General features: G+C 70.1%; 10 protein-coding genes. 5 read left to right on the top strand and 5 right to left on the bottom strand.

Annotation, left to right across the window (positions count from 1 at the left end):
* Positions 1 to 80 precede the first annotated feature (80 nt).
* On the top strand, positions 81 to 1,118 hold the full coding sequence (locus GKS42_RS01895; RefSeq protein WP_232847879.1) for a BUD32 family EKC/KEOPS complex subunit: 1,038 nt from the start codon (positions 81 to 83) through the stop codon (positions 1,116 to 1,118).
* Between the two features lie 10 nt (positions 1,119 to 1,128).
* Here GKS42_RS01895 and GKS42_RS01890 read toward each other — a convergent pair whose 3' ends face one another.
* Genes GKS42_RS01890 through GKS42_RS01875 form a run of 4 tightly spaced genes read right to left on the bottom strand, consistent with a single transcriptional unit; the run spans position 1,129 to position 5,875 of the window.
* Positions 1,129 to 2,232 (bottom strand): sialidase family protein, encoded by a 1,104-nt coding sequence (locus GKS42_RS01890; protein ID WP_154792302.1) that lies wholly within the window; start codon positions 2,230 to 2,232, stop codon positions 1,129 to 1,131.
* 55 nt (positions 2,233 to 2,287) lie between these two features.
* Positions 2,288 to 3,244 (bottom strand): carbohydrate ABC transporter permease, encoded by a 957-nt coding sequence (locus GKS42_RS01885; RefSeq protein ID WP_154792301.1) that lies wholly within the window; start codon positions 3,242 to 3,244, stop codon positions 2,288 to 2,290.
* The gene (locus tag GKS42_RS01880) at positions 3,241 to 4,236 is read right to left on the bottom strand and encodes an ABC transporter permease (protein WP_154792300.1); all 996 of its coding nucleotides are present in this window, start codon (positions 4,234 to 4,236) and stop codon (positions 3,241 to 3,243) included. Before GKS42_RS01880 ends, GKS42_RS01885 begins: the two co-directional genes overlap by 4 nt.
* On the bottom strand, positions 4,217 to 5,875 hold the full coding sequence (locus tag GKS42_RS01875; protein ID WP_154792299.1) for an extracellular solute-binding protein: 1,659 nt from the start codon (positions 5,873 to 5,875) through the stop codon (positions 4,217 to 4,219). The genes GKS42_RS01880 and GKS42_RS01875 overlap by 20 nt, the downstream gene beginning before the upstream one ends.
* A 60-nt stretch (positions 5,876 to 5,935) precedes the next feature.
* On the opposite strand from GKS42_RS01875, the gene GKS42_RS01870 reads away from it, so the two are divergent.
* The 4 genes from GKS42_RS01870 to GKS42_RS01855 all read left to right on the top strand — a co-directional run bounded on the left by GKS42_RS01870 (position 5,936) and on the right by GKS42_RS01855 (position 11,035).
* The gene (locus tag GKS42_RS01870; RefSeq protein WP_154792298.1) at positions 5,936 to 7,048 is read left to right on the top strand and encodes a sialidase family protein; all 1,113 of its coding nucleotides are present in this window, start codon (positions 5,936 to 5,938) and stop codon (positions 7,046 to 7,048) included.
* Complete coding sequence (locus tag GKS42_RS01865) at positions 7,045 to 8,034, top strand: dihydrodipicolinate synthase family protein (RefSeq protein ID WP_154792297.1); 990 nt, start codon at positions 7,045 to 7,047, stop codon at positions 8,032 to 8,034. The genes GKS42_RS01870 and GKS42_RS01865 overlap by 4 nt, the downstream gene beginning before the upstream one ends.
* A complete protein-coding gene (locus GKS42_RS01860; protein WP_154792296.1) occupies positions 8,031 to 8,762 on the top strand; it encodes a FadR/GntR family transcriptional regulator in 732 nt (243 codons plus the stop codon). The genes GKS42_RS01865 and GKS42_RS01860 overlap by 4 nt, the downstream gene beginning before the upstream one ends.
* Positions 8,763 to 9,022: 260 nt before the next feature.
* Positions 9,023 to 11,035 carry an HNH endonuclease signature motif containing protein gene (locus tag GKS42_RS01855; protein WP_168217714.1) on the top strand — a complete coding sequence of 671 codons (2,013 nt, stop codon included), beginning with the start codon at positions 9,023 to 9,025 and terminating at the stop codon, positions 11,033 to 11,035.
* A 336-nt stretch (positions 11,036 to 11,371) separates the two neighbouring features.
* Here the strand turns inward: GKS42_RS01855 and GKS42_RS01850 are convergent, their stop codons facing one another.
* On the bottom strand, positions 11,372 to 12,001 hold the full coding sequence (locus GKS42_RS01850; protein WP_154792294.1) for a nitroreductase family protein: 630 nt from the start codon (positions 11,999 to 12,001) through the stop codon (positions 11,372 to 11,374).
* Positions 12,002 to 12,025 lie beyond the last annotated feature (24 nt).

The following is a 12,025-nucleotide window of genomic DNA, read 5'->3' as shown; positions in this document are numbered from 1 at the left end:
ACGCCTGTCCCTGATGCTGCTCGCGTTCCTCACGCCTGTCAACAGGCGGCCGGATCCTCGACGGCGGGCAGAATGGCGTGATGCTCAGCACCCGACGTGTCCGTCACGACCACGTGTCGGCGTCGCTCACCGCCCGCGACGACGACGAACTGACGGCGCTCCTGCAGGCCGCGGCCACCAGCGCCGTGGGCGTGGGCGGTGACGCGTCGCTGATCGACGTCGACGGCATCACCGTGTTCGCCAAGCGCATTCCGATCACCGACCGTGAACTGGCGCATCCGCACAGCACGGCGAACCTTTTCGACCTGCCGACCTCCTGCCAGTACGGCATGCACCGCCTCGCCGGCCCGGGCTTCGGCGCGTGGCGCGAGCTGGCCGCGAACATCACAGTCACGGAGGGCGTCCTCGGCGGTGAGTCCGAGTCCTTCGCCCTGCTGCATCACTGGCGGGTGCTCCCGGGCCGCCCACCGGTCGCGTCCGAGCACCTGGACATCGAGGCGGTCGTCGCCCAGTTCGGGGGCGATCCGGCGGTGCGGACCCGGTTCGAGGAACTGGCCGGCGCGAGCTCCAGCCTCGTGCTCTTCCTCGAGTACCTCCCCGACCAGCTGGCAGACCTGCTGAACGATCCGGTGGGCAACGCCGAGACGGTCGAGCAACAGCTCTTCGAGGCCGTCGCGTTCCTGCGTAGCCGCGAGGTGCTGCACATGGATGGACACTTCGGCAACATGCGGGCCGACGGCGATCGGATCTACCTCGTCGATCTCGGGCTGGCCACCTCGCCCCGGTTCGACCTGTCCGACGCCGAGCGCGCCTTCGTCGCTCACAACGTCGACCACGATGCCGACTACGCGGCGATGCGGCTGGTGAACTGGCTGGTCACCACGGTGTGTGGGGTGCCGGGGCCGGCCGAGTTCAGCGGTGGTCCCGCCGCACGCAACGCCTACGTGCGCCGGTGCGCGAACGGCGACATCCCGCCGGACGTGCCGGCGGCCGTGGCCAGCATCCTCGCCCGGCACGCTCCCGCCGCGGCGGAGATGAACGACTTCTGCTGGCGCCTGGTCGACGGCGACATCCACGCGCAGTATCGGGCGCCCACGACGGGGCCGCGGCCACGTTAGCCGGCTGTCACTACGGCGTCGCGAGCGTCGCGAACCGGATCGTGTCACGGGCGTCGCCGTCCGGATAGGCGCCGGTCTCGTACAGGATCCCCACGACGCTCGGCGCCAGCACGGCCAGATCCGAGTAGCCGGCACGGTCATCGCTGAGCGGTCCCACCTCTGACCAGGTCGCGGCATCGTCGTCGCTACGCCAGATCGTCATGGTGCGGCGCGTGTCCGGGTCCGACGGCGAGCTGAACAACACCGTGGTCCCGGGTGGCGCCGGCGCGCCCGCGGGGGCGACGCGCACCACAGAGCCCTGGATCCTCGGCGTGGTGATCAGGTCGGGGACACCGACGAACGGCGCCTCGAAGCTGTCGCCGCCATCGGTGGAGACGGCGTGCTGCCGGGTGAGCGGCGCGTAGGAGTTCTGCCGGGCGAACGCGTGCAGGCGCCCGCCCGACGTCTCCACGAGGCCGAGCTCCTGCGGGATGTCGCCGGGGTCCGCGCCGGTGACGGTGGCGCCGCGGAACCACGTCTGTCCGGCATCGTCGCTGCAGAGGAGCCCGCCGTAACGGGCACCGTCCACGTCGTAGTTGATGCCCACCACCAATCGGCCGGCACGCGGGCCCTCACCGAGCTCCAGACCATGTTGCGGGCCCGTCGCGAACCAACCGACGCCGTCGGGCATGAGGTGGGAGAGGTTCCGGGCCGGCGAGAAGGTGCGGCCGTCGTCGTCGCTCACCTGGGCGAACGGGGTGCGCGTGCGCACCCCGGCCGGGTTGTGGCAACTGAGCAGAGCAACCCGGCCGGCGTGCGGTCCCCGGGTGACGACCACCGGCGCCGGGTTGCCTCGGGTGGCCTGACCGCCCGGACCGGTGAGTCCGGAGTCGTCCTGGCCGGCGCCGCGCAGCAGGACCTGCAGCGGCCCCCAGGTGGCACCGCCGTCGGTGGAACGGCGCAGCACCAGGTCGATCGGCGCGGCGTCGTGGCACCAGGCGTCGGTGTGAACCGCGGGCATCCGGCCCTCGGCGAACGCGAGCAGGGTGCCCACCGGGGTTCGGACCAGGGCTGGGATGCGGAAGCACTGGTAGCCGTGGGTGTCGCGCTCGAAGACCGTGATCGGTGGTGGCATCTGAAGACTCCTGGGACTGGGTAGCGGTTTGTGGTGATGGCGGGTCGCGCGGGAGTCAGCCCTTGACGGCACCGATCATCATCCCCTTGGCGAAGTGACGCTGCAGGAACGGATAGACGATCAGGATCGGGACCAGCGAGACGACGAGGATCGCCATCTGCAGCGACGGTTGGGCGGGCAGGTTCTCGGCGACGCTGAGGTCGGTGTTGGACAGCGCCGTCTCGTTGATCACGTACGTACGCAGCACGAGTTGCAGCGGCCAGAGCCCGGAGTCGTTGAGGTAGATGAGGGCGTTGAAGTACGCGTTCCAGTAGCTCACCGCGTAGAACAGGCCGATCACCGCCAGCACCGCCTTCGAGAGGGGGATCACGATCCCAGAGAAGATCCGCCACTCGCCGGCGCCGTCGATCCGGGCGCTCTCGAGCAGTTCATCTGGGATGTTCATGAAGAACGAGCGCAGCACCACCACGTTGAAGCCGCTGATCATGGTCGGCAGGATCAACGCCCACAGGGTGTCGATCAGGCCGACGCCCCGTACCAGTAGGTAGGTGGGGATGATGCCTGCCGAGAACAGCATCGAGAACAGGATGATGAGCAGCATCGGCCGGCTGGCGAAGGAGCCGGGCCGGGACAGCCCGTACGCGAGCAGGCATGAGGTGAACAGGCTCAGCGCGGTGCCCACCACCGTGACGCCGACGCTGATCAGCGCCGCCTGGGTCACGACGCCGCCGGAGAGGATCGAACGGTAGGCGTCGAGGTTCACCGCGTCCGGCCAGAGCACCAGCCCGCCGGCCCTCGAGATCTGGTCGCGGGGAGCGATGGACGTGGAGATGATCGCCACGAACGGCGCGATCACCAGGGCGCAGAAGATGCCGAGCACCAGTGCCTTGGCCACCTGCACGTACCACGGTGGCAGTGGGGTGCCGAGGACGAGCCGCCTGCCCCGTCGCTGCCGGGTGGGCGGTGTCACGGGCGGGTTCGGCGGACGTTCAACGGTCCGGGTCGCGCTCATGACTTGTAGACCCCCTGTTCTCCGAAGATGTGGGCGACCTTGTTCGCGCCGAGCACGAGGATCACCCCGACCACGCCCTTGACCAGCCCCACGGCGGCCGAGACGCCCCATTGCCCACCGACGATTCCGTTGTTGTAGACGTACGTGTCGAGGACCTCGCTGACGCCGCGCCCGACGGCGGCCTGCTGCAGGATGATCTGCTCGAAGCCGACCGAGAGCGAGTCGCCGAGGCGCAGGATGAACAGCAGGATGATCACGCCCTTGAGGGCGGGCAGCGTGATGTGCCACATCTGCCGTAGCCGGCCCGCGCCGTCAACGGCCGCGGCCTCGTAGAGCTGGGGATCGACCGTGGAGAGCGCCGCAAGGAAGATGATCGTGGCCCAGCCGGTGTCCTTCCAGATGATCTGGGCGGTCAGCAGCAGGTGGAACACGTCCGGGTTTCCGATGATCTCCAGGGCGGCCATGTCATGCGTGCGCAGGAAGTTGTTCAGCAGTCCGCTGCCCCCGAGCATCTGCTGGAAGACCGCGACCACGATCACCCATGACAGGAAGTGCGGCAGGTACAGGACGTTCTGCACGAGCCGCTTGATCCGGTCCGAGAACAGGCTGTTCAGCAGGAGCGCGAGCACGATGGGTGCAGGGAACACCAGCAGTGCCTGGAGTCCGGTGAGGATCAGGGTGTTGCGCAGCGCGGCCAGGAACGCGGGGTCGCCGTTGAAGATGATCCGGAAGTTCTCCAGACCCACCCATGGGCTCTCGCCGATGCCGAGGAACGGCTGGTAGGCCTTGAAGGCGATGACGTTGCCGAGCAGCGGCACGTACTGGAACAACAGCACCGCCAGCATCCCGGGCAACGCGAACAGCACCAGCATGCGGTCCCGGCTCAGCCGGCGCCACCAGGGCAGCCCCGGACGCCGGTGCGTGGCACCGACCGGCTTGCTGGGCGCCGCGGCGACCGGTGCCGCGCGCCTCTCAGCCGTGCTCTGCGGCATACGCCTCCTCCAACTCACCCCGGATGGCGTCGCCACCGTTGACGCGCCAGGTCTCGACGGCGTCGGTGAAGGTCTCGATGCCCGCGTTGCCCTGCACCACCTGGTTCATGGCGTCGTTGACGGCGCTCTCGAGCTGGGCGTTCATGCGGGACTTGGTCTCCGAGTACAGGCCGTACGACGCGTCGTCCACGAGGCGGCCGACCATCGTGGCCTGCACCGCGGCCTGCGTCTCGGGGACATCTGGGCGGCCGGGCAGGTACAGCGCCATGGGAGCGTCGCTGATGTACTGCAGGCCGATCCCGACCTCGGAGCTGCCGAGCGGGGTTGGCACAGGGTCCGTCCCGGACAGTTCGTAGTGCTCGCCCTCGACTCCGAACTTGCGGAACAGATACTCCTCGGTGCCGAACGGCGCGGCCATCCAGTTCGCGATCGCGAGCAGGACCTCGGGATCGTGCGTGGTCTCGGCGTTGAACGCGGTGATGTTGTTGTTCGCCGCACCCATCCAGGGCGACCCCTGACCGCCGTCCCGGCCGGGCACGTCGAGCATGTTGAGCTGCATCTCGGTGATGGTCGGGTTGTCCGTGTAGAACTGGTTCCACGCGACGAAGCTGTCGTGGATGAAGGTCGCCGTCCCTGCGGCGAGCCACTGCTTCTTCGCACCACCGGTGGCCGTGTACGCGTCCGGGTTCACCACCCCGGCGGCCCAGACCGCGATCATGTCCTCGATCGCGCCGAGCATCTCGTCCGTCTCGTACATGTGCGTGAAAGCGCCACCGTCCTCGGCCCAGAGGTAGGGCGTGCCCCACATCTGCTGGATGTACTGGGACGGCATCGAGGCCCAGGCCCACCGGTTCGCGCCCGGCGCCGTCATCTCGGCGCAGAGGTCCATGAACTCGTCGAAACTGCCCGGGTTCGCCTCGCTGATGCCCGCCGCCTCGGTCAGGTCCTGGCGGAAGATCGGGGCCGACGTGCGCGACATGCCACGGGGCACCGGGACCGCGAAGATCTTGCCGTTGAAGCGGGTGTCCGGCCAGGACTGGGACGGCAGGTTCGCCAGGAACGGGTAGTCGAGCACGGCGTCGCCCGAGAGGTATTCGGTCAGGTCGAGGCAGGTGGCCTCGAGCAGGTCCGGTAGCTGGGCCACGTCCTTCGGGATGTTCAGGATGTCCGGGATGTCCCCGCCGGCGATGCGGGTGGCGAACTTGTCCTTGTACTCGTCGTTGGAGGACATCGAGATCTCGAGTGGCGAGCCGATCCGTTCCTCGACCGCCTGCCAGAACGAGTTGGCGTCCCGGGTGGGTGGGATGGCGCCCGGGATGTTGGTCATGAAGCTGATGACCTCACCGTCGCCGAGGGCATCGGAGATCACGCGCTGGGGGTCCGAGGGGTAGGCGCGGAACCCCTCGTTCATCCCTTCCGCGGCGGCCGGGAAGTCCGCGGTGGCACCCTCGAACCGTTGGTAGGTCGGCAGCTCGACGGTCGCACCTCCACCCCCTCCTCCGCCGCCGCCGCCGCTTGGCGACCCTTCACTGGAACAGCTGGCGAGCACGCCGCCGCCGAGGGCCGCGACAGCTGCGGCAACCCCGCCCTTGAGCACGGTGCGTCGGTCTGCCTCTAGGAACTTCAATGAACGCGACATCCGGTTCTCCTTCGGACCTGGACTGGTACAAGACCGAGCCACTATGACATAGTACGTCCCATGTCCTCAAGAGCCCAGATCTCTGGTGCCGCGCCGGCTGCGAACGGGCAGGAGCTCTTCGCAGCGGGCACGCTCGGCTATGCCTCGTTCCGGATCCCCGCCCTGATCGCGTCGGGTCCACACCTGCTGGCGTTCTGTGAGGGACGCCGCGACTCCGCCGGCGACACCGGTCGGATCGACGTGGTGGTGCGACACTCCCCCGACTCCGGTGCCACCTGGGCACCGATGACCGTGGTGGCCCGGCGCCCGGACCACACGACCGGCAACCCGATGCCGCTCCTCACCGCGGCAGGCGAGGTCGTCCTGCTGACGGTCACCAACGGGGCGACGGTGTCCGAGTCGGACCTGATGCGCCCGGGGGTCAGCGAGGGCGACCGGCGCCGCGTCTGGGTGCAGCACGCACCGAGCCCCGGTGAACCGTTCGGCAACCCGATCGAGGTCACCGACCAGGTCCGGCGCCCGGACTGGGGCTGGTTCGCCACCGGTCCCGGTCACGGGCTCACACTCGCCAACGGTCCGCACCGCGGTCGTCTGGTCGCGGCGTGCACCCACTCGGTCCTGTCCGACGCGCCGGGTGACCATGCCTACGGTGGCCACCTGCTCCTCAGCGACGACGACGGTCACACCTGGCGGGTCGGCGCCGTCGACTCCGTACCGCGCCCGGTGGGTGCGGCTCTGAACCCGAACGAGGCCACTGCCGCGGAGCTGCCCGACGGCGTCGTGTACGTCAACGCACGCAACCAGGCTCGCGTGGGCGGTCGCCTGGGCGCGTGGTCCGAGGACGGCGGGGAGTCCTTTCGGGCGCCCTTCCGTCAGCACCCGGAACTGGCGGTCCCCGCCGTCCAGGGCAGCATGCTGGCCACCGGCGCCGGCGTGCTCTGGCTGATCACCCCGGGGCATCGAACCGAACGCCGGGACGTCACGCTCTGGCGCAGCGGCGACGCCGGCGTCACCTGGACCCGCGGCCCTGTGCTGCACGAGGGTCCCGGGGCCTACAGCGACCTGACGCTCCTGGCCGACGGGTCGCTCGCGACCCTCGTCGAGTGCGGGTCGCGATCCGCGTACGAATCCATACGCTTCATCCAGTCCAGCCCAACGGAAGGTAACTCGTGACGAGCCATGGCCGCCTCGCCGGCGTCATCCCACCCCTGTGCACCCCACTCACACCCGAAGGGAGGGTCGACGAACCCTCACTGGACCGGCTCGTCGACCACCTCATCGAGGGCGGCGTGCACGGACTCTTCGTCCTCGGCACCACCGGCGAGGTGAGCGCACTCACCGATGCCCAGCGCGAACAGGTGGTGGTTGCCGCGGTGGCGCGTGCGGGCGGGCGGCTGCCCGTGCTTGCCGGCGCGATCGACACGGGTACCGAGCGGGTGGTGGACCAGGCTCGACGCGCCGCCGCGGCCGGGGCGGATGCCGTGGTGGTGACCGCGCCGTTCTACGCGGCGACCCATCACGAGGAGATCCGCCGGCACTTCGCCGAGGTCGCGGCCCGCGTGGACGTGCCGGTGGTGGCCTACGACATCCCGTCCAAGGTGGGCACCAAACTGTCGCCGGACACTGTCATCGAGCTCGCCGCCGAAGGTGCGATCGTCGCCGTCAAGGACTCCAGCGGCTCCGACGTCTCGTTGCGCGCACTGTTGTCGAGGCGATCCGCACGAGGCCTCGACCTGTCCGTCTTCACGGGGTCCGAGCTCACCGTCGACTACGCGATCGGGTTGGGCTGCGACGGCGTGGTGCCGGGTCTGGGCAACGTGGACCCGGCCGGCTACCGGCGCCTGTTCGATCTGGCCAGCGCGGGTCAGGTCGAACTGGCACGCGCCGAGCAGGACCGCCTCTTCGAGCTGTTCGGGATCACCAGCGTCGCCAGCAGGGCCGGGCGGTCGGCCACGTCGGCCGCACTCGGCGCGTTCAAGGCCGCCCTGGTGGAGTTCGGAGTGATCGCCGGAGCCACGCTGGCGCGACCCGGTATTCCCCTCGACGAGGCGGAGCGGGCGGGGGTCCGCGCACTCATCGCCGAGTTCGGACCGCGGATCGGTGAGAGAGTAGGGGCTGGAACGATCGGATCTGGAAGTGAGGAGCCCGTGGGGCAATGACGGCGCAGAGCGGAGCAGGACGGGCCTTGGCCAGCCAGGCCGTGACCCGGACCAGGATCCGCGACCTGATCGTCGAGCGCAGGCTGAAGGCCGGCGACCCGCTACCCACCGAGCCGGAGTTGATGGCCGAGCTCGGCGTCTCCCGGAACTCGCTCCGCGAGGCGATCAAGGCCATGCAGGCCGTCGGCATCATCGACGTGCGGCACGGCTACGGGACATTCGTCGGCTCGGCCGGCCTGAAATCCCTGGAGGAAGGGCTCGGCTTCCGGCTCACCCTGTCCGCGAGCGGGGACCTCGCCGACGTCCGGGAACTGCTGCAACTGCGGCGCGCCCTCGAGGTCGGTCTCGCCCGCGAGGTCACCGCGTACTGGTCCCAGGGCTCTCGAGCGCCGCTGGAGGCCGTGGTGGCGGAGATGGACGCGGCCGCGGCCGCGGGCCGGTACTTCCCGGATGAGGACTGGCGCTTTCACGCCACCATGTACGAGCCCTTGAACAACGGACTCATCCTCGACCTGCTCCGTGTCTTCTGGCGGACCTTCCAGTACGTCGACGACAAGCTGCCGGGCCCGCGTTACACGCCCACGGACGCCGTGAGCTGGCACCGGGAGATCTGCGATGCACTCGCCTCCGGCGAGCCCGAGCGCGTCGCCCAGTCCCTCGTCGACCACTTCGACGGGATCAGCGTTCGGCTCGCCGCAGCCGGGAAGTCCGGCACCACGAAGGACTGATCCCAGGCTCTCCCTCGCGATGTACCACTGCCGCCCGCTCCTGCGAGACGGGGCCGATGGGCTACACGCCCCCTGTGACATCTCCAGGGCGGGTGGCCGGACCTGTGGATCGTGTGGCATCCGGGTCGGGATCGACCGCCTTGGGGCCACTGTTCGGGGGTCTGATTCCTCGTTGTCCACAGTGGCTTGACAGCCCCTTGCACGGTTCTCGGATCCGCGTAGCGTGGTTCTCGCTAGCACGCGCGTTCGAGGATCGGGGGGTGAGGATGATGGACTGGACCACGGGTCACACGCGGGCCGACGGCGTGCCCGCAGACGGGACCAGCCCGGTCGTCGACCTCGCCTCGGATCCGCGGCACGAAGCGGGGCTTGGCGCCTTGTTGGGCGGGTCGTTGGACGACCGGCTCTTCGTGCTCGACTGCGTGACCGCGGCGTTCGCGGCCACGGACCGGTTCCAGGAGCAGCACGACCACACCGGTCGGGCACTTGGCGAGGCCAGTGTGCGGGCCCACCGCAATATCGAGATCCTGACCGGGCGGCGCCTGGACTGGCTCGCGGCCGAGCGGGCCGAGGGCCTGTGGGACCTGTCCGGCAAGGTCCGCACCTACACCCAGCACGTCGCGCGCACGCACAAGATGTCCTTCGCCCGGGCCTCGCGTGAGGTCCGGCTGGCCGACCGGTTCAGCAACGACCTGCCCGAGGTCCGCGAAGCCCTACGCACCGGCCAGCTCGGCATCGAGCAGGCCGGCCTGATCGCGACCGTCGCGGCCTCGAGCGCGGCGCGCCGGGCCGCGCTGCGGCTACCCGCACGCGGGATGACCACCACCACCCAGGCAGAACCCCAACCCGGCGAGACCACACCGACCGGTGACACCACGCAAGCCGGCCGAGCACCGCAGGCCGGAGACGCACCGGAGACGAGCGACGGGCCGGAGACGAGCAACGGACCGGAGACGGGCGACGGGCCGAAGCCGGGCGAGACCACGCAGACGGGCGATACCGCGCAGACAGGCGATACCGCGCAGACGGGCGAGGCCGACGGGGCTGCGGGCGAGGCCGGTGGTGAGGCCGACGCGGCCAGCGACGCGGCGGGCGAGGCTGTGAGCGCGGGTCCGTTCGATGCTGACGCGACCGCGGAGTCAGTGATCCTCACACTCGCGAGTGCTGGTTCGTTCGAGGACCTACGCGTGGTCTGCAAGTACTTCGCCGCGCTCGCCGACGCCGAGTCCGACGAGCGCGGCTACCGGGAAGCCTGCGAACGCGAGTTCTTCGACCTCGCCGCCACCACCGGCGGCTTCCACCTGTCCGGGTTCCTGACCGAGGAACACGGCCAACTCGTCAAGGAGACCCTCACCGCCCTCACCCCCGTCCCCGCCGCCGGGGACACCCGCACCGCCAGCCAACGTCGCGCCCAGGCGCTCGCCGACGCAGCACAACTCATCCTCAACCAGGGCCTGGCCGGCACCGGCCAATCCGTCCGGCCGCACATGGGCGTACTGATCAGCGCACCTGAGTTCGAACACATCCTCGCCACCAGCACCCACCACGGCTGGGGCACCGACACCCACGACACCGCAGCCGACCCCACCGGCGCCGAGCCCGGGAACACCGAAGCCGACCCCACTCGCGCCGAGGCCGGGGTGGAGCAGCCCGGGGCTGGGCAGCCCGGGGCTGGACAGCCCGCTGCGGAGCGGCCCGGGGCGGACATCCCCGACTGGGCACGCATGGACCCCGACGCAAACCCGGCCGATGCCTGCGACGCGCGGCCCGTGTTCGGCCGCGACCTACCGCCGCTGCGGCTCGGCACCGGCGGTCTGACCAACCTCAAGGCGCTCGAACACGTCGACTGGGCTGCGATCCTGTCCCAACCCCCAGCGACCTGGGCCGACGGCACCGGCCCCGTCCCGCCCTCAGTACTCCGCCGGATCGCCTGCGGCGGCGAGATCTACCGCGTCATCTTCGGACCCGACTCCGAAATCATCAACGTCGGACGAGCCCACCGCCGCTTCACCAACGCACGACGCCGAGCCATGGTCGCCAGAGACCGACACTGCACATACCCCGGCTGCGCCGCCCCACCACCACTGTGCGAGGGGCACCACTCCGTCGTCCACTGGGCCGACGGCGGCAACACCGACCTCAACAACGGCGCCCTCCTGTGCTTCTACCACCACCGCTACGTCGACACCCATCAGATCGCCATGATCTGGAACGGCGGCGAGTGGCAGTTCTTCACCAAGGACGGAGAACAGATCCACGGCCCCGGGCCATGACCACCCACACGCCCCAGGGCGTGTCGACCGCTCTGGCCGGCTTGGTCGCCATGCACGCCCCCAGCGCGTGCCGACCGGGGCTGCCCAGTGTGGTCGCCACACCGGCCCCAGGGCATGCCGACCGGGGCTGTCCAGTGTGGTCGCCACGCCGCCCCCAGGGCATGCCGACCAGGCTGTCCAGTGTGGTGGCCACGCCGGCCCCAGGGCATGCCGACCGGGCTGTCCAGTGTGGTCGCGACGACGATCGGGCCGGCGCGCTGTTCAGGACCGCCCATGCCGCCGCGTTCGGCCGGACCGAACTCCTCGATGGCGCAGCCAGACCCGTGACTCCTCCGTCTACCAGGAGTCGTGGTGGAGCACCGAGTCCACGCCTTCACGCGGCGCCGGTCGGAACGTCTCCCCGGTGAAGTACGCGGTCGGGAGCAGCACGCCCTGGCGCACGTGGGCGGGCACACCGAGCAGCTCGGCAACCTCGTGCTCGTACGGAAGATGCAGCGTGGTCCATGCCGTGCCCAACCCGCGGGCGCGCGCAGCGAGCGCGTAGCTCCACGCCGCCGGGAGCAGCGACCCCCACAGTCCCGCCTGGTTCCCCTCGGGAAGTTCGGGAGCCTCGATCGCGGCGATGGTGAGCACCGGAACCCGGCCCATGACCTCGGCGAGGTGGTCGGAGGAGGATGCGACGCGGGCCTGGGCGGCGACCCGGCCGGACGGGACGGGGCGGCTCGCCCGTTCGCTCCGATAGGCGCCGTAGGAGCGGGAGTAGAACTCACCGATGGCGGCGCGCTTCGCCTCGTCGGTCACCACGATCCAGTGCCAAGCCTGCCGGTTTCCGCCGCTCGGCGCCTGCAGTGCCACCTCGACGCACTCCCGGACCAGCTCGAAGGGGACCGGGCGGTCGAGGTCGAGGCGCTTGCGCACCGAGCGGGTCGTGCTGAGCAGTTCGTCCGGGGACAGCGGCAGCGTCATGTCTAGATCCTGCCCCCGCCCGGC

The organism is Occultella kanbiaonis (assembly GCF_009708215.1).
Classification (GTDB): Bacteria; Actinomycetota; Actinomycetes; order Actinomycetales; family Beutenbergiaceae; genus Occultella; species Occultella kanbiaonis.
Note: the sequence above shows the minus strand (reverse complement) of the source record. Positions and strands in the feature narration are given on the sequence as shown.